General features: G+C 45.1%; 16 protein-coding genes and 1 other RNA gene. 5 read left to right on the forward strand and 12 right to left on the reverse strand.

Features of this window, described 5'->3' with window-relative positions; translation table 11 throughout:
* Positions 1 to 49: 49 nt before the first annotated feature.
* The 10 genes from ACIPK1_RS04020 to ACIPK1_RS04065 all read right to left on the reverse strand — a co-directional run bounded on the left by ACIPK1_RS04020 (position 50) and on the right by ACIPK1_RS04065 (position 10,500).
* The gene (locus ACIPK1_RS04020) at positions 50 to 1,597 is read right to left on the reverse strand and encodes a PASTA domain-containing protein (RefSeq protein WP_301388143.1); all 1,548 of its coding nucleotides are present in this window, start codon (positions 1,595 to 1,597) and stop codon (positions 50 to 52) included.
* Positions 1,590 to 2,264, reverse strand: coding sequence for an ABC transporter ATP-binding protein (locus tag ACIPK1_RS04025; RefSeq protein WP_005227776.1), 675 nt, complete (start codon positions 2,262 to 2,264; stop codon positions 1,590 to 1,592). The genes ACIPK1_RS04020 and ACIPK1_RS04025 overlap by 8 nt, the downstream gene beginning before the upstream one ends.
* 12 nt (positions 2,265 to 2,276) lie before the next feature.
* Positions 2,277 to 3,827, reverse strand: a complete 1,551-nt coding sequence (locus ACIPK1_RS04030; protein WP_005233475.1) for an ABC transporter permease — start codon at positions 3,825 to 3,827, stop codon at positions 2,277 to 2,279.
* A 313-nt stretch (positions 3,828 to 4,140) separates the two neighbouring features.
* Positions 4,141 to 4,587 (reverse strand): D-aminoacyl-tRNA deacylase, encoded by a 447-nt coding sequence (gene dtd / locus ACIPK1_RS04035; RefSeq protein ID WP_005233473.1) that lies wholly within the window; start codon positions 4,585 to 4,587, stop codon positions 4,141 to 4,143.
* Between the two features lie 6 nt (positions 4,588 to 4,593).
* Positions 4,594 to 6,804 (reverse strand): bifunctional (p)ppGpp synthetase/guanosine-3',5'-bis(diphosphate) 3'-pyrophosphohydrolase, encoded by a 2,211-nt coding sequence (locus ACIPK1_RS04040; RefSeq protein ID WP_200126774.1) that lies wholly within the window; start codon positions 6,802 to 6,804, stop codon positions 4,594 to 4,596.
* Positions 6,805 to 6,991: 187 nt separating this feature from the next.
* A complete protein-coding gene (locus tag ACIPK1_RS04045) occupies positions 6,992 to 7,657 on the reverse strand; it encodes a hypothetical protein (protein WP_005233460.1) in 666 nt (221 codons plus the stop codon).
* Positions 7,658 to 7,661: 4 nt separating this feature from the next.
* On the reverse strand, positions 7,662 to 8,417 hold the full coding sequence (locus tag ACIPK1_RS04050; RefSeq protein WP_005233458.1) for a 16S rRNA (uracil(1498)-N(3))-methyltransferase: 756 nt from the start codon (positions 8,415 to 8,417) through the stop codon (positions 7,662 to 7,664).
* A gap of 1 nt (position 8,418) precedes the next feature.
* Positions 8,419 to 9,366, reverse strand: coding sequence for a 50S ribosomal protein L11 methyltransferase (prmA, locus tag ACIPK1_RS04055; RefSeq protein ID WP_005233456.1), 948 nt, complete (start codon positions 9,364 to 9,366; stop codon positions 8,419 to 8,421).
* 11 nt (positions 9,367 to 9,377) lie between these two features.
* A complete protein-coding gene (locus ACIPK1_RS04060) occupies positions 9,378 to 9,866 on the reverse strand; it encodes a DUF3013 family protein (RefSeq protein WP_034872159.1) in 489 nt (162 codons plus the stop codon).
* Positions 9,802 to 10,500, reverse strand: a complete 699-nt coding sequence (locus tag ACIPK1_RS04065) for a DNA-3-methyladenine glycosylase (RefSeq protein WP_061053359.1) — start codon at positions 10,498 to 10,500, stop codon at positions 9,802 to 9,804. The genes ACIPK1_RS04060 and ACIPK1_RS04065 overlap by 65 nt, the downstream gene beginning before the upstream one ends.
* 216 nt (positions 10,501 to 10,716) lie before the next feature.
* On the opposite strand from ACIPK1_RS04065, the gene ACIPK1_RS04070 reads away from it, so the two are divergent.
* The 4 genes from ACIPK1_RS04070 (at position 10,717) to ACIPK1_RS04085 (ending at position 13,277) form a co-directional block, all read left to right on the forward strand.
* The gene (locus ACIPK1_RS04070) at positions 10,717 to 11,994 is read left to right on the forward strand and encodes a replication-associated recombination protein A (RefSeq protein WP_008382049.1); all 1,278 of its coding nucleotides are present in this window, start codon (positions 10,717 to 10,719) and stop codon (positions 11,992 to 11,994) included.
* Between the two features lie 85 nt (positions 11,995 to 12,079).
* Positions 12,080 to 12,274, forward strand: a non-coding RNA gene (ssrS, locus tag ACIPK1_RS04075) — 6S RNA.
* A 168-nt stretch (positions 12,275 to 12,442) separates the two neighbouring features.
* Positions 12,443 to 12,733, forward strand: a complete 291-nt coding sequence (locus ACIPK1_RS04080) for a hypothetical protein (RefSeq protein WP_306425335.1) — start codon at positions 12,443 to 12,445, stop codon at positions 12,731 to 12,733.
* A 64-nt stretch (positions 12,734 to 12,797) separates the two neighbouring features.
* Complete coding sequence (locus tag ACIPK1_RS04085) at positions 12,798 to 13,277, forward strand: universal stress protein (protein ID WP_005233432.1); 480 nt, start codon at positions 12,798 to 12,800, stop codon at positions 13,275 to 13,277.
* A gap of 284 nt (positions 13,278 to 13,561) precedes the next feature.
* On the opposite strand, the gene ACIPK1_RS04090 is transcribed toward ACIPK1_RS04085, so the two are convergent.
* Both ACIPK1_RS04090 and ACIPK1_RS04095 read right to left on the reverse strand, forming a co-directional pair.
* On the reverse strand, positions 13,562 to 15,142 hold the full coding sequence (locus ACIPK1_RS04090) for an ABC transporter (protein WP_400449964.1): 1,581 nt from the start codon (positions 15,140 to 15,142) through the stop codon (positions 13,562 to 13,564).
* Complete coding sequence (locus ACIPK1_RS04095) at positions 15,143 to 15,898, reverse strand: ABC transporter ATP-binding protein (RefSeq protein ID WP_301388154.1); 756 nt, start codon at positions 15,896 to 15,898, stop codon at positions 15,143 to 15,145. It abuts the gene before it with no gap.
* Between the two features lie 270 nt (positions 15,899 to 16,168).
* Here ACIPK1_RS04095 and ACIPK1_RS04100 point away from each other — a divergent pair, with 270 nt between their 5' ends.
* Positions 16,169 to 18,169: a KUP/HAK/KT family potassium transporter gene (locus tag ACIPK1_RS04100; RefSeq protein ID WP_008382045.1), complete on the forward strand. Its 2,001-nt coding sequence runs from the start codon at positions 16,169 to 16,171 to the stop codon at positions 18,167 to 18,169.
* Positions 18,170 to 18,433 lie beyond the last annotated feature (264 nt).

The following is an 18,433-nucleotide window of genomic DNA, read 5'->3' on the forward strand; positions in this document are numbered from 1 at the left end:
GAAGGGTGCTTACCTTTTGATGCTGTGTGAAAAAGTGTCGGTTGCGAGATTATTCGGCAGCAGATGAACTAGCGGTACTGACCGGTTCATCCGCCTCCCCGCCATCCTCTGCCGGCAGTGTTTGGGTACTGCCTTGCAGATTGCCGCGGCTGATACCGATGGTGATCCACGTTTCTAGGGGAATGAACTCGCCGTAGCGGCTCATTTCAACGACGGTTCCTTTTGGTTCCGCCGAATCGACATAGTAGATTTCGTAATAGACATTGGCGCCTTTTGATTTGTATTCATCAAAGAATAGTTTTGGCAAGTCGCCTTCCGTTGCTTGGAAACGGATGTCTTTCAAATACGGTCTACCTAATGAGTAGACGACTTTGACAGTTGGCAAAGTATCGCTTTCGCTGTACTCTTTGCCCGCTTCCTCCGACTGACTCAAGAAACAACCATACGCCACTTGATCGGAATAGACCGTGCTGACTTGCAGCGGGATTTTTGATTCTAGTCCTTGGGCTTCTTCGATCGTGTATTGTGAAAAATCTGGAACGGTCAAAGCTTGGCCTTTTGAGACCTTCACCACAAATTCTTCTTTTTTCGCAAGTTTGCTGCCTTTGACTGGTTCTTGTGAAACGACCAGATCCAGGGCGACACTGTCAGAAAAGACGGTTTCTTCTTTGTATTTCAAGTCATTCTTTTTCGCCCATTCAGAAGCTTCACTTTTGGCTTTGCCTGTAAAATCAGGTACTTCAATATTTTTTTCAAAGACTTCTTTGCCCTTTGAATAGTAGACACTCAAACGGTCTTTGCGTTTGTATTCGGCTAAATCAAGCTCTTTGTTGGCCGCCTCTTGTTTGATAAAAGCTTCTGCTGCTACATTGTCGTCAAATTGTTCGATCAAAGAGAGGTTTTCGGCTTTATTGCTAGCGATCCAATCTTTTGCTTCGGTCACTTGCATCGCTGAAAAATCCGGTAGCTCTAAGCGTTCTTCAGGATCAGGCCCGAGACTCGCCGTCAGTGTCAGTGTGGCACCCTTCTTGATTTTTTTCTCAGGGTCGACACTTTGGTCGATTACTTGGTTGACGTCTTTGTCAAAGTCATATTCTTGCTCCACTTTGATAGCGACGCCTTCTTCCATGCCCCACGTCCGCGCTTCTGACAGATCTTGGGCAGTGAAATCCGGCACCTTCACATGGGTCATCTGATAATAGACGATCCCGATCACGGCAACCGCCAAGGCGGTCAGTAAAGCAATCAGCAAGATTTTTTTCTGCTGACGCTTTTTGTAGGTCGGATCAAATTCCGTTTCTTCTTTACCAAAACGGCTGACTGGTTCCTTTGAGGCTACCTTCTCAGTCCCAGAACTCGCCGCTTTTGCTTCAGTCGTCTGTGTTTGTTGACGGGCTGCCGAGCGACTCATCGGCTCACTAGCTGTCGGCTCTTCTGATTGGTGAACCGTCGTTGGCTCCGCTGGTTTGCTCGCTTGCTCCGCGCCTCTTGCATTTTGATCTCCGACAGGTTCGCTAGTTTTTTTCTCGCTATTGCCAGCGGATTTCTTTTTGCCATCATAGTTGTCCGGGCTAAAATTTGATAAAAAATCACTCATGTTTACTCAACACACCTTTACGTAAATACAAGACTTCATCCGCTTGTTGAGCGATCTCGTTAGCGTGGGTCACGACGATCACACATTTGTTGTGGACGTGTGCCAGCTCCTTAAAGATATCGATGATCTCTTGTTCCATTTCTTCATCCAAATTCCCGGTTGGTTCGTCCGCTAAAATGATATCGACATTGGTGGCTAACGCCCGGGCGATCGCTACCCGCTGTTGTTCTCCACCAGATAATTGATTGACGAGCCGATCGGCTTTTTCTTTGGTGATGCCTATATAATCCAGTAAATTGTATGCCACTTCTCGCTGATTGTCTGGCAGCTGATTTTTCGTGATCGCCATCGGCACTAAGACATTTTCAACTGCACTTAAATAGGGAATCAGATTATAGCTTTGGAAAATGATACTGATGTCGTCGCGGCGATAATTTTCATGCCCAATTTTTTCGATATCGGTGCCTTCATAAAGTACTTGACCGCTTTTCGGACTATCCAACGCACTGATCAAGGATAAAAACGTCGTTTTTCCCGAACCAGATTGCCCTAAGATGGCATAGAAAGTCCCTTTTTCAAAAGAAACAGAGGTCTCTTTCAGTATATAGCGGCGCTGATCGCCGTCTTGGTAATAGTAATCGACTGCTTTGGTTTCTAATAAAGTCATCGTTGGTTCCTCCTACATCATGATTTTCTTTGGATTCAAGCGTAAAATATACAATAGCGGTAAAATAGCTGAGAACAAGACGGTTCCTAAACCTAACAGCAGATACGTAATGATGTAGCCTGCTGAGAAGGACACTTGATAGGCATTCTTGATATCCATGTAATCAATATCAGCTGCCATCAAACCGCCAGAATAAACACCGCCCATATCATTTTGATTGCTCATCCAATCGTTTTGCATCAAGGTATTTGAAACGGCACCACCTAATAAGTTCCCGGTCACTAAGGACAATAGCAGTGCGGCTAAACTAACCAGCAAGACTTCAATCACGATCTGTCCAATGACTTTCCCACGGCTTTCCCCTAAGGAGAGATAGATGCCCAATTCTTGTTTCCGATCTCGTAAGAAAAGCAAGACCACTAAGGAAATAATAAAGATGGTTGCGATCGACGCAATGATCACGATGTAATTTGCGATCACCCCTAACCGAGTAAAGCCACCGGCGATCTGCTCGTATTGATCCGTATTAGCAATGACACGATAATATTGGGGCAATAAGGCACCGGCTTCTTGTTTAAAGGCTTCGACGTCATCCGTTGAATTTAGGACAAAGATCGGTTGATAATAGGCGTCTGACTCTTCTTCGATCACTTCTTGACCCCAAAGTTTTTCAGACTGCAATTTGTTAAAATCTTGCACTAAATTATTGCTAGCATAAAAGGTATTGATTTGTTCCATCACTTGCCATACCTGATCACTATTTTGTGAATCACTTTGATCTGATGAACTACTTTGATTGCTTTGATCCTTTTTAATTACAGAAAAGATCCCTGCAATGGTCACGGGATAATCAAAGGTCGCGACACGATTGCCACTCTCAGCCGTTTCGTCCGTCGCATCCTCACTATCATCACTTACTCCCTCGCTTGAACCACCTTCCATCATGACTTCTGCCCGTGTATCCCATACCAATTGATCACCGACACTCAGGTTATTCAATTCTGCGATCTCTTTACTGATCAATACCGCGTTCGTCAACTCACTGACATCTTTTTCTGTCAATCCCTCGCCTTCCTCCAAGCGAATCAAGCCTTCTTGCATGTCTAATGGCTCAACCAAATTTCCGCCCTTCAAAGAGAAATAGTTGCCACCCATGCCGACCGAGCCATCCTCCGGCGTATAGGCTTTCAATTTTGTTGTTTCTAACCACGCTTGATTTTGGTAATCAAAATATTTCACATAGCTTAATTGACCGATTTGCTCATAAAGATCCAGCGCTGGTGGTTTCGGATAAAAATCTTCTTGAGACCGCTCTTCGTCCGAAGCATCCGCATGGTCTTTTTCAAAACCTTCCCAATCCATTTCCACCGTAGCTACGTTCCCCATTTTGCGTTTCGTCTCTCGCTCCACGTTGGCAGTGGATTGTTGAATTGCTACAGCACCAGCGATCACATTGCCTAAAATAAATAGAACTAAAAATAAAATAAATGATTTCCCTTTTCTTCTGGTGATACTCTTTAATGCACGCTGCCAAAAGTTCATTGTTATTTCCTCCAGTGACATTATTTTTTAACAATTATTCCATACTTCTCCCTCAAGAACAATCGCAATAAAGGATCGTTTTTCGAATTTAAAATATTAAAAAACGGGTGAAAAAGATATTTCCATTTAATAACCCTTATAAAAGAACAAGAAAAAGATGTTAAATAACAAATAAAAGAATGGAATTTTTGCTAACAGTTTTGTAAGATTTCCCGATTTCAACTTAGATTTCACTTGGATTCCATCAAAAATGCTTAGCGCTTTCGAGAGTATAAAAAAAACGAAGGAATTCTCCCACTCTTTTCCAGCGAGAAAATCCTTCGTTTTGTATTCCCTATTTTTCTTTCGTATCGATCACGATCGTCACCGGGCCATCATTGACCAAGGCGACTTGCATATCTGCGCCAAATTTTCCAGTAGCAACAGTGATGCCTTCGGCTTGTAAACCTTCATTAAAGGCTTCGTAAAGCGGGATCGCAATACTTGGCGGTGCCGCTTGAATGAAACTAGGGCGATTGCCTTTCTTGGTCTCCCCATAAAGGGTGAACTGTGAAATACTCAAGACGGCGCCGTTTATGCTTTCCAGTGACCGATTCATTTTGCCCTCTTCGTCTTCAAAAACCCGCAGATTTTTGATTTTTCTTACGAGATAAGCCACATCGTCGCCTGTATCCTCATGGGTGATCCCCAACAAAACCATGAACCCTTGTTGGATCGCACCGACGATATTGTCCTCAATCGACACGCTTGCTTGACTGACTCGCTGGATCACTGCCCGCATTCTTTCTCACCCCTTCGTACGTCTGACGCTGTAAACATCTGGAATCTGCTTGATTTTATCAACGATCGATTTCAAATGAGTCAAATTCTGAATCGCCACCGTGATACGGATCGTTGCCATTTTGTCTTTATTGGTTTTGGCTTCGACACTTACCAAACGCTTGGTGACAGTGTTGACTGTCTGTAAGACATCGTTGAGCAACCCAGAACGATCATAGCCGTAGATCTCAAGATCGGCATCGTATTCTTTGTTGATGTCGGTGGCATCTTCCCACTCAACGTCAATCAAACGGTTCGCGGCGTCTTTGTTTTGAACATTGGGACAATCGCTGCGGTGGATCGAGATTCCTCGACCTTTGGTAATGTAGCCGACGATCGAATCCCCAGGAACCGGATTGCAGCAGCGGGAGATGCGGATCAACAAGTTATCGACCCCTTCAATGACAATGCCGCCTTCGTGACGAACCTTCATTTTTTCTGGTTCTTTTTTCGCCGGTTGATTGATCATCTCTTGGACTTGCTGCTTTTGCTTCTCGATTTGTTTCTCGCGCCGTTCTTCTTCGGTCAAACGGTTGGCTAAGGTCGTGGGACTGACTTCCCCATAGCCGACAGAGGCAAATAGATCATCTTCTGTTTGGTAGTTGAACCGTTCGCAAGCTTCCGCCATTTTGCTTTTCGTCAAGAATTCTTTTGGCACAAAGCCCATATCTTGTAAAGTACGAACCACTGCCTCATGCCCTTTGATGATATTTTCATCACGATCTTGGGCTTTAAAGAATCGTTTGATTTTGTTCTTCGCTTTGCTGGTAGCCACTAGTTTGACCCAGTCGCGGCTTGGCCCAAAGGAATTCGGTGATGTCAGAATCTCAATAATGTCGCCATTTTTCAGCTTATAGTCTAATTGGACCATTTTGCCGTTGACCTTGGCACCAGTAGTTTTGTTGCCGATGTCGGTATGGATGCTATAGGCAAAATCCAGTGGACTGGAGCCTTGAGGCAACTCCGTCACATCACCTTTTGGCGTAAATACATAGACTTTGTCGCTGAAAATATCGCCTTTGACACCTTCCATAAATTCAGAAGCATCATAGCTTTCATCTTGTAGTTCCAAGATTTCGCGGAACCAGCCAACTTGTTGGGTCATCTTGTCGGCTTTGACTTTTTCCGTCTTACCTTCTTTATAGGCCCAGTGCGCAGCAACCCCAAATTCAGCGATCTCATGCATTTCATGGGTCCGAATTTGGATCTCGACAGGATTGCCTTTGGGACCAATGACCGTCGTATGCAGCGATTGGTACATGTTGGCTTTTGGCATAGCGATATAGTCCTTGAACCGCCCAGGCATTGGTTTCCATTTTGTATGGATCGTTCCCAAAACCGCATAACAATCTTTGATGGAGTCAACGATCACTCGGATCGCCAACAAATCATAAATTTCATTGAACTGTTTCTTTTGGTCTTTCATTTTGCGATAGATCGAGTAAATATGCTTTGGTCGACCATAGATCTCAGCATAGATATCTAGTTCCTCCGTAGCGATCCGAATCTCTTCCACGGTTTCGGAAACGTAGGATTCCCGTTCTTCTCGTTTGGTCTGCATCAAATGCACGATTCGGTAATATTGCTGTGGATTCAAGTAACGCAAAGAAATATCTTCTAGTTCCCATTTGATTCGGCTGATCCCTAAACGATGAGCTAATGGGGCATAGATTTCCATCGTTTCTTGGGCGATGCGGCGTTGTTTGTCTTCCCGCAGATGTTTCAACGTACGCATATTATGTAAACGGTCAGCCAGTTTGACCATGATGACCCGTAAATCTTGCGCCATGGCGATCAACATTTTTCGATGATTTTCTGCTAATTGTTCTTCATGAGATTTGTACTTGATCTTACCCAGCTTGGTCACGCCATCCACTAGCATCGCTACATCGGCACCGAATTCTTCTTTCAGATCGGCTAACGTCACATCGGTATCTTCGACGACATCATGCAAAAAACCAGTTGCAACGGTATGAGGGTCCATCTGCAATTCTGCCAAGATCCCCGCAACTTGGATTGGATGAATAATGTAAGGCTCGCCGGATTTACGGAATTGTTCTTTGTGGGCTTCTGTCGCGTAGTCTAATGCTTTTTGGACAAAGGCAACGTGTTCTTCACTCATATAATGAGCGACCAATTTGATGACATTGGGCCCGGTCAATATAACTTCTTTTGCCATTCATTCCGCCTCCTGCTCTTCTTTTTTGTGCTATCAAAAAGGCAGACAGAAGTCGCTGTTAACGTTTCGTCACGCACCCAAAGCCTTGCGGACAAACGTTCTAAGCATGGGACTCCTGTCTAACCTGCAGTTCTTATTTAGTAGTATTATTATACAAATTTTTCAGCTATTTTTCAATCGCTGTTGTTCAAAGCACATCGGGTGCCGGCTTGTCCTTAAGCAATTCTTCAAAAACATGATACGAGAGCCCGATTTTCTCGGCGCCGGCAGCCTGTAGTGATTGCATAGCTTGTTCATCTATTGTGTCAGGATTGATCTGGATCGACAGTTGACTGCCACCATCTAAGGAAAACAAGCTCACGTCGTGCAATGCTTCTGCTAGTGGTTGTTTTTGTCCTAACACGATCTTTGGCCATGCTTCTTCTTTCAAGCGTTGTGCCACTTGGATCTTCGTCAATTCATTCATGATCTCGGTTTGCACAGCTAAGCGGATCTCCCCTCCTGTCAAGGTCAAGGAGCGAATCGTTTCGGTCAATTCCGCAAAGCCACGATCATTTTCCATGAAGGAAGAAGCCGGTAGCCAGACTTCCAAAAAATCGGCACCTTCCATAAACGCCCGACCGATTTCAAACGCTACCTTTGCCAGTGTTCCTTGGGCAAGGGGGTAATCGATCACTGCGCCGATTTGTAAGGAAGAGCCTTGTGCCAAGATTTTCGCCCGCCGAATGGCACTAGGCAAAACGACGACTTCCTTTAAAGCCGTTTTATATTGATTGATAAAATCCTTCAAGACCCAGTCGGTCAGATCGGCCGTCAACAAACGGACACTGATTGCTTCTTGGTTCTTATTCATCAACTCACATCCTCTTTAATTCCGTTAGCACACTGACAGCACTTAAAAAATAAAACGGCGCTGTTTCTGTTCGTAAAATCCGAGGGCCTAACCCGCATAATTTAGCGTTGTTTTCCTGGGCTCCTTCGATTTCGGAGGGGGCCAGACCGCCTTCTGGGCCAAAGATCGCTAAAACTTTGCTACCAACGGGCAATTCGGTGATCACTTGCAGCAGCATCGCTGCTTCTCCTTGCTTGGCTGATTCTTCATAAGCCACTAGGACCGCATCGTACTGACTGAGGCTTTGCCAAAATGCTTTGGCGTTATCCAGCAGTGTGATGGCTGGTGCGATCTGCCGTTGGGATTGCTCCGCCGCTTCTTGGGCGATTTTTTGCAGCCGCTGCTGCTTTTTCTGTAACTTCTTTTGATCCCATTTCACGACCGAAGTTTGCGCAGGAAAACCGATAAATGCTGCCGCCCCAAGTTCCGTGCCTTTTTGAACGATCAAGTCCAGCTTGTCGCCTTTCGGGTAGCCGCTAGCGATCGTGACCTGCAGCGGCAATTCCTTGTCCTGCTGTTCTTTTTCGACTTCCTCTAAGTAAACCGTTTCTTCATCGGCCTCTTTGATCTTGGCGATGATCGCCAAATGATCCTCAAAAACTAAACCGACTTTCGTGCCGGGAGTCATGCGCATCACTCGGATCATATGGTGGAAGGGTTCTCCCGAAACGGCAAACACCGCTTTTGCTTCATAAGGCTCCTGTAAAAAATATCGCTGCATCTTACTCTACCTCTGGTTTTTTAAAGGCGATCGCATACCAGTCTTTTTGATTGAACAATTGATCGATCTCAAAGCCTTGTGCGATCATGGCATCGATCACTAATTGTTTTTTCGTCTCAATGATCCCAGAAACGATCAAGGTGCCCTCTTGCTTCAATAAACGCCATGCATCAGGGATCATCAATAAAATGATATCCGCTAAAATATTGGCAACGATAAGATCAGCAGGGACCGTCACCCCTTGCAAAAGGTCATTGGCTTGCACGGTCACATCGTGAGCAATGGGGTTCATCGCCATATTTTCTTGGGCGGACCTCACAGCGACTTCATCTAGATCATAAGCAAACACGTCTTTGGCACCTAAATATTTGCTGGCGATACTTAACACCCCTGAGCCCGTCCCGACATCTAAGACGGTTTCACCGCCCCGCAAGTAGACTTCTAGGGCTTGTAATGTCAAGCGTGTCGTAGGATGCGTGCCGGTCCCAAAAGCCATTCCCGGATCAAGGGTGATGATCTTTTCATCTTCTTGCAGCGGTTGATAGTTTTCCCAGCTCGGCACGATCGTCAGATAGCGGGAGATACGGACTGGATGGTAATATTTTTTCCAGGCCGTTGCCCATGCTTCTTCCACGACCTCGCTCGTTGTGATGGTGTTTTTGCCGATTGCCAAACCATACTCCGGCAGACGGTCGATGGCTGCTTTGATCGTCGGCAGCACTTCTGGCAAAAAAATCGTCTCTGGGAAATAGGCACTGACTTGCGCACCTTCTTCTAAGGTCGTATAGGTTTCTTTATCCAAAATTTCGCCATACGCATCGCTTTTAAAATTTTCGACATCTAAAACGTCCTCGATCGCTACCCCACTTGCTCCGTGTTCCATTAAAATATTGGCGACTGCTTCCACTGCTTCGCTAGCTGTCGCTACGGTTACTTCATTCCATTTCATGTTCGTTCTCCTTAGTAACTAGGGTACGGGATCATGGTTTCCCCAGCCCCGGCTTGATAGTTCGTCATTTTCTCCACAAATGCTTCTTCGTTGAATCGCAATTCAAAGATCGCTTCTTCACTGTCATCGTTCAAGAAATCAAGCAGATCGCTTTGGCCTTCTTCTAAGATTTCTTGAATGTAATCAACCAATCCGTCTAACAACGCTTTTTGAATCCCTTTTTTTCCTGCATAAGGAATCGTCGCTAAATAATCTTCTTCATCAAACGTTGATTTTTGTGGATCATACAACAAAATCCCATCTTCAAATTCAATGATCGCTTCCTCTGATGCCACACCTTGCGCATCGTCGATTTGGACTTGTTGAGGATTTTCGGCAAACAAGCGCAACACCAATTCGATGGTATGATTTTTGGCATCCCAATCGATCGCCACATCATAATCGGAGATTTTTTTCGTTAATCGCTGATCTAAGTAAGTCAATATCGTTTCTTTCGCCATCACTATTCCTTCTTTCTAGCCAGCCATGATCTTGCTGAACAGCGGCTTTTCGTATATTTGTTAAATAAGGATTACCAGCTACCGCAAATCGAAGCGGCATCTGAGTCCACTCCCCTTTGTTCGGGATACCAATTCGAGGCAATGCCAAAATTTCTTTTGGGGTACGTCGGCGCTCAGGAACCAAATGCAGCGGACTCGTAAAAACCGATTCTCCGTAAAGCTCAGCTGGGATCTGTAGTGCCTGTACTAGTTTCCCGGGGCCATTGGCTACATCCGGTCCCGTTTTTTGTCGCTGTTGTTCCATCAAGTCAATCCCATCCACCGGTTCTAGCCCGCGAATCATGATTCCTTGTGGGATGCCTTTTGGTTGCGTAATAAAGTTGACGATTCGATGCGTATGCATCGTATATAAATAAATCGTGCCGGGTTCCTGATACATCGCCCGAACCCTAGGTGTGTTTCGCATGCCCACACTATGAGCCGCCAGATCATCGGGACCTAGATATGCTTCACAATCCACGATATACCCACCTAATTTTCCGTTTGGGGTCTCATGTTCCAAATACATCCCTAATAAGGCACGCGCGATGGTCGTTGTCGGCTGTGTCGCAAATAGTGCCATTAATTCATCCATTCTCATCACCCTCTTTATTCTACACAATTCTCGGTCAACTTACTATCTTTGACTACAGAGTTGCGGTGATCTCAACGATTTCTTTTCAACGAACCTGTTTTTTGCTGACTGAGTGGAAAATACGCGCCCTTTTGTTTTCGTAAGGACGCAAATCAGCTTGTTTATGAGAATGTACGTTCTTATGTTATACTTACAGGAAAAGGAGAGGATCGTTTTATGCAGCAGCCACTTGCTTATCGAATGCGGCCACGGAACTTAGATGAAGTCGTCGGACAGCAGCATTTGGTTGGCCCGGGGAAAATCATTCGCCGAATGGTCGAAGCCAAAATGCTTTCTTCGATGATTCTATACGGACCGCCGGGAACCGGAAAAACCAGCATTGCCAGTGCGATCGCCGGCTCGACACGCTATGCGTTTCGCATGCTGAACGCCGCCACAGATACAAAAAAAGACCTGCAAATCGTGGCAGAGGAAGCCAAAATGAGCGGTACTGTCATTTTATTGCTTGATGAAGTCCATCGACTAGACAAGACAAAACAAGACTTTTTACTGCCCCATTTAGAAAGCGGCAAGATTATTATGATCGGTGCCACGACGGAAAATCCCTACATTACGATCAATCCAGCGATTCGCAGTCGGACACAGATTTTTGAAGTCAAACCGCTCCAAGAAGAAGATATTTTGACCGCCATTGATCAAGCTTTAGCAGATGAAACTCGCGGACTTGGATCAGAAACCATCGTATTGACCGATGATGCCCGCTTGCATCTTTCGCGAGCGACCAACGGTGATTTACGAAGCGCCCTCAATGGCTTAGAACTCGCTGCCCGTTCCACACCAAAAGGACCAGACGGCATTATTCATTTGACCTTAGCGATCATCGAAGAGTGCGTACAGCGCAAAGCATTGACCCATGATAAAGATGGGGATGCCCACTATGATGTGATCTCTGCTTTTCAAAAATCGATTCGCGGCAGCGATGTGGATGGTGCGCTGCATTACTTAGGTCGTTTAGTAGAGGCAGGCGATTTGGCGATCATTTGTCGGCGCTTGATGGTCATCGGTTATGAAGACATCGGTTTAGCTAACCCAGCAGCCGCTGCTCGAACCGTCAATGCTGTGTTAGCCGCTGAACGTTTGGGCTTGCCGGAAGCTCGGATCCCTTTGGCCGATACGGTGGTCGATCTATGTTTGTCACCAAAATCCAACTCGGCCTACATGGCATTGGATGCAGCGATCGCAGATATTCGTAGCGGTAAAGCTGGCGATGTCCCGGATCATTTACGAGACAGTCATTACAAAGGCGCCGAAAGCTTGAATCGAGGAGTTGGCTATCAATACCCACATAATTTTGATGATGCATGGGTCGATCAGCAATATTTACCTGATAAGCTAAAAGGTACCCACTATTATCAACCGAAAGCCACCGGTAAATATGAGCAAGCGTTGGGCCAACGGTACCAACAATTGCAGCAACGAAAGAAAAAAAACTAGGTGCTTAGAAAAAATAGTGACTTTTTGGTATCGTTTTCAAACAACTTTATTGCACCTTCGTCATTCCTATGCTACTATAAGGGTGGGAATTCTGTGATGTACGAGTTGTCCCTTTTGTGTGTTGACCGAACATTTTTATTGATATCTTGGGATCCGTCTTGTGTCAATGCTGGTAACATGCCTTTTCCTTTGGTAGTTCGAAGCTTAGACCGTGGAACCCACCTGCTAGAATTTGCGGGATCAATACTATGGGAAAAAGAACGGCATCAACGGATATTACCCATTCTTTTTAGAATGTGCCATCTGTTTTTAACAGATGGCTTTTTTGCGTTTTCTAGCCGTTAGAAACCGTGCAACGTCCTCCATCTGATATCAAAGTAAGGGTGGCTTTTGCTATTCTTTCTAGGGTTCGCTATACTAAATCTATCAACTTAGAATAGGATGGCGTATGTTTATGATTCTTCTATTATTTACGATCGTGGCACTCGTATTATTCGGCACCAGTTATTTGCTTTATGCCAAACAAGCGATTTTTTTCACTTTGATCCCTACTACTGAGGCGAATAAAGTCTTCTTAAAAACCTATAGCCTCATTCATTTCCTTTTAGGCGTAGTGGCATTGGTTGTGGGCTTTGTCGATAGAGAGCTGATTGCCTTGTTTTATTTGGCGTTGTTGCTGCTCTCTTCCGCTTCATTCAGCATCTTGCTGGCACAAAAAATGAAAAAAAAGGAAAATTAGGTTTTCTTTTTCCAGAAAAAAGCATTACAATAAAAGTAGAAGATAACAGATGGGAGTGTTTCTTATGTTACAACAATATCAACGAATCATGGTAGCCGTCGATGGGTCTAGCGAGTCAGAATTAGCCTTCAAAAAAGCCGTGAATGTGGCACAGCGGAATGATTCTGAATTAGTTTTAGCACATGTGATCGACACTCGGGCCTTTCAAACCGTTTCTTCTTTTGACGGCATGCTTGCTGAGCAAGCAACCGAAATGGCCAAACAAACTTTGAAAGACTATGAGGATTATGCCCGCAAACACCAAGTAACTGCAGTCAAAACAGTGATTGAATACGGCTCGCCAAAACCAATCATTGCCAAACAATTGCCCGAAGATCACAACATCGATTTGATTATGATCGGTGCCACTGGTTTAAATGCCGTGGAACGAATCTTTATCGGTTCCGTGTCTGAGTATGTCATTCGCCATGCTGGCTGTGATGTGTTAGTTGTGCGGACAGACCTAGAAAACAAAGTCCCAGCAAAAGACCACACGAAAGCTTAATAGTGAGACGACCTGCCGCTGCTTGGCAGGTTTTTTTGTGCAAAAAAAACCGTGACAAAAGCAAAAGAGTTAACGAGCACTTAGGTCTCATTGGTCTTTTTGCCTTTGGTCACAGCTCTTTGACAAGTCGGTTATCCAAACTTGTACAGCAAAAAATGAAAGCAAAGTAATAGGTACTCCTATCTAACCATGTTTCCTTTTGATTGTAAATAGTTTTTCTGAATTTTCTGAATAAATAGTTAATTTACCCATCCTTAAATAAAAAAAGCAAAGCGTCGCTTCCCTTAGGAAAAACGACGCCAAAATCTATGGTGATAATGGGTTATCCAAAGGACGTTGGTCAAGAGGATCACAAAGAAAACCGGACCATTCAATAACCAAAAATCAACCGAAGTCGCAGCAAAGCCATAAAGGATGATAACAATGACGGAAAGAAATAGCGTTGCGACTGTTCCAATGGCTAACCCAAGACTCCCCGCCCCTCTCGTAAACAATTGACTGATATTGGTCCAATCCAAAAGCAGCAATCGATAATCCCGAGCAAAATATTTCAAGCACAAAAGAAAACTGCTCCAAAGTGCTCCTACTAGGAAAGAGATAGCCAAAATCAGCGGCATTTTGAATAAAAGCACTGCTGCCAGCACGATGACTGCCGTTAAGCTCAGCTGCAAAACGACGCCAAAGCGGAATTTTTCCCGCAAGTAGCGCTTCATCGATAGCGGCAAGGAGCGGACAAACAAGAAATTCTCCTGATCCAATGAAATCAAATTACTGATAAAAGAAGTCGGGTTGACCATCAGTGCCGCCAAGGCGATCCCCGCCACGAAAACAACACCGATAAACCGCTCATCCAATTCACTTAACTGAATCGCTCCTGTAAACACAAAAGACACTAAGAAAATGATGGGCATCAGCAACGAAGAAGAAAAGACTTGCATGATCAAATTCGGATCACGGATCAACTGCGAATTGTAATTAAACAACAGCTGGCCCAAGCCTTGATTGGGCTTATGTTTCCGACGAACACTCCCTTGGTTAGGCGCCGCGGCTGCCACTTGCTCATAAAACTTCGGCAAGATCAATCGATAGAGGGCAAAAAGCAGCACGCCTGCTGTGGCGATGATCCCTAGCAAGCTAAGCAAACCGGTCGTTTGAAACGGTGCCACCATCACATAATAAAAAGGCAATAAAAAGCTGATCGCTCCCCGGTCTACCACGTCTGTCTCATAAGTATTCACCTGATTCATCATTAAGACCCCGATCACAACAACCAGCATCGTCACGCCTAGCAATAAACTAGTGACCAATTTTTTATGCTTCAAGAAAAACTTGGTGCGGGTCAGGCTGAAGACGATCAAGCTGCAAATGCTGAAGATCAAGACTAAAAACAAGCCGAACAGCAAGAACGCCCATAAGATCGTCAGCAAGAAAAAGACGTTTGCCCGAATCCCTGTCAGGAGAAATAAGACCAACAAAGGAAAAATAAACGGCGCAACGGTAAGAAATACCACCACGATCTTTGCCAGAAAAATTTCACTCTGTCGAAAGGGCAGCGGCAAATACGCTGGCAGATCTTGACTTTCGAAGAAGACATTGTAAATGGACGAAATCCCTTGGGAAAAGCCTAAGATTCCGAACAAAGCGACATAATAGGTAAAAAAGCCCGGCATCTGACTAAAATCCAATGTGATCATCGTCAAGCCATAGATTAGGAGAAACACTACCCCAGAAAGCGCATATTGAAACAACAGATAACTGGTCAAGGTCGAACCAGCCTTGCCTTTTTTGCGGGCTTTGTCTGTTAGTTGGGGATTGGCATACCGCAAATTAACGGAAGTCAGCGTCAGAAATTGTTGTTTTCGCATCTACGCTTCCTCCGCTTCTGCAAGAATCGCTTCTTCTTGACTTCTCCCAGTCATTTGCAGATAGATTGTTTCCAAAGAAAGCGACGGATGCTGTGCCAGCAAATCTGCCACTGAGCCATTGTACAGCAGCTCACCTTTTTTCAAAATCGCCAATTGATCGCACAACTGCTGGGCGGTGTCCAAGACGTGGGTGGAAAAAATCACGGTCTTACCCTTGGCAGCGTGCTGTTTCATCATTTCTTTTAAATCATACGCCGCTTGAGGATCTAAGCCTTGCAATGGTTCATCCAAGATCCAAATGTCCGGATCGGGAATCAATGCCCCAATCAGCAGCGTTTTTTGCCTCATTCCATGGGAAAAGCTGGCGATGGTCTCTTCTTCATGAGACAGCATATCAAACAAGCGCCCTAATTTTTGCAAACGCTCGGCCTTTTCCGCTGCTGGCACCTCATACGCTGCGGCAATCAAGTCCCAATACTCCCCTGCTGTTAGCTGTAAAAACAAATCTGGCGTGTCCGGCACATAGGCAATTTGTTTTTTTATCGCTTCCCGATGTTCCGCGAGGGATTGACCGTCAAAAAAGATTTCCCCACTCGTCGGTTGCAAAATACTCACTAAGCTTTTGATTGTTGTCGACTTCCCTGCCCCGTTGTGTCCCAGAAAGCCAAAGATCTCCCCTTGACGAATCGTCAGGGAAAGATCAGACAATGCTTTTTTGGGTCCATACTGTTTCGTCAGATTCTTGATCTCAATCATTTTCCTGCCTCCTTATTCCATACCTATTGTTATCTTACGCTGAAAAGCAGTAAAAGAAAAATGTTTATTGCCATTTTTATCAAATCAATTGACAGGAGCTGCAAAAACAAAGATAATAAGAGCACTTTAGGGGAGTAGCACATGGATCGTTCCATGATCTTAGATCAACAGCAAGCGGGAATCCGCTGGTTTAAGATGTTTCTTGCAAGACCTAAGTGGCAAGGGGCCGCTTAGGTCTTTTTGCAGTTTAAAATGGAGGGAAAACAGTCAATGAGTTCAAGTAAAATGAAAAAAGTGACCGCCGGCGGACTTTTAGTCGCCATGGGGGTGGTCTACGGTGATATCGGTACGAGCCCACTTTACGTAATGAAAGCCCTGGTGGAGGATAATGGCGGACTCCGCACCTTAACGCCCGATTTTATCTTAGGCAGCGTCTCGCTCGTCTTTTGGACGCTGACCTTGTTAACGACGATCAAGTACGTCTTGATCGCATTAAACGCGGATAACCATGGAGAAGGCGGGATTTTTTCCCTTTATACCTTAGTTCGTAAAAACAGCCGCTACTTGATTATTCCAGCGATCATCGGGGGCGCAGCCCTGCTAGCAGATGGGGTATTGACGCCTGCCGTGACCGTGACCACTGCCATCGAAGGATTACGGGGAATTCCAGCCTTTTTTGATCGCTTCGGCAATGACCAATCGATCATCGTCGGCATAACCTTAGCAATCTTATTGGTCCTCTTTGCCCTGCAGCGCTTTGGGACTGAGTTTGTCGGCAAAGCCTTCGGACCGATCATGCTAGGCTGGTTCACCTTCTTGGGCATCGTCGGTGTGATGAACTTTGCCGGTGACCTTTCGGTGATTCGGGCCCTTGATCCCCGGTATGCGATCAATCTGCTCTTTAGTCCCGATAACAGCGCTGGTCTCTTTATTCTCGGCAATATCTTTTTGGCGACTACTGGTGCGGAAGCCCTCTACTCGGACTTAGGTCATGTGGGTAAGAAAAACATTTATGCTAGCTGGCCCTATATCAAAATCTGCTTGATGCTGAATTACTTTGGTCAAGCGGCGTGGCTGCTGCAAGTCTATCAAAACCCGACTTATCAAGAAATCGAAAACTTGAATCCATTTTTCCAAGCGTTGCCGCAAGGGTGGACAGTCTTTGGTGTCAGCTTCGCCACACTCGCTGCCATCATTGCTTCGCAAGCTCTGCTGTCTGGCTCCTTTACCTTGGTTTCTGAAGCCATCAAGTTGAAACTATTGCCGCGGATGCAAATCATCTATCCGGGGGCGTCTATCGGGCAAATGTATATTCCTGCCTTGAACACCTTGCTGTGGATCGCCTGTTCCGGCGTAGTCTTATTCTTCCAGACCTCTACTCGGATGGAAGCCGCTTATGGGTTGGCCATTACGGTAACGATGTTGATGACCACTATTTTGCTGTATTTCTACTTGCACCAAAACAAGAAGACCCGTTTCTTGGCACCGTTCATCACGCTCTTTTTTGCAGCGATCGAAGGCATTTTCTTTATCTCTAGTGCGACGAAATTTTTCCATGGCGGTTACGTTGCCATCTTGTTAGCCAGCGTGATCATCGGCGTGATGCTGATTTGGGAATGGGGCAATCGTATTCAAGAAAATGCTGCCGAAGAAGTTGCACTTTCTACCTATATCCCTCAATTGAAACAGTTGCGGGAAGATGATTCTTTGCCGTTATCTCAGACGAACGTCGTCTTCATGGTTCCTAAACTGCAAGACGATCAGATCGGTCAGCAGTTCATCTATTCCATTTTAGACAAACGGCCGAAGCGTGCCAAAGTGTATTGGTTCGTCAATGTGGAAGTCACCGATGAACCTTATACGAAAAAATATGAAGTTTCGATGGCAGATACCGATTTTATCGTTAAACTAAAGCTTTATCTCGGCTTTCGGGTGCCGCAAGAAGTCAATCTCTACATTCGCCAAATCATTCAAGAATTGATGAAAGATGGTCGCTTGCCGCTGCAGCCGCAACGCTATTCCTTAACGCCTGGACGCAATGTGGGTGATTTCCAATTCGTGATGATCGAAGAAGAGCTGTCGAATGCAACTGCATTAAGCAAATGGCAGAAGCAAGTCATGCAGACGAAGCTTTTTATCAAACGCCATACTATTTCACCTGAACGCTGGTTCGGCTTAGAATACAGCGATGTGGTTCATGAGACCGTTCCTTTGGTCATCGGTCAGATGAAAGAAAGCTCTCTGACAGAATTACGCATCGAGGAACGCTAAGAAACCGCCAGTCCTGGTTGAACTTTCTGATACTTTCAGGTACACTGAAAAGACAAAGACACAAAGGAGGGAAAACGACCATGATGCGCATGACTAAAATAACAAGTAATGAAAATTACCAACGATACCATATCGCATTTAGCCATGCAATTGGTTTTACAGTTGCTGTTGACGGGACGAGTCTGTCCAAAACAGTTAAATTTACGTAAAATCAATGGCCATCTCAAGGTATTTTTCTCAAAAAAATCTGAGTTTAAATAACAC

The sequence above is a fragment of the Enterococcus sp. NPDC086594 genome, assembly GCF_044746145.1.
GTDB lineage: Bacteria > Bacillota > Bacilli > Lactobacillales > Enterococcaceae > Enterococcus_D > Enterococcus_D entomosocium.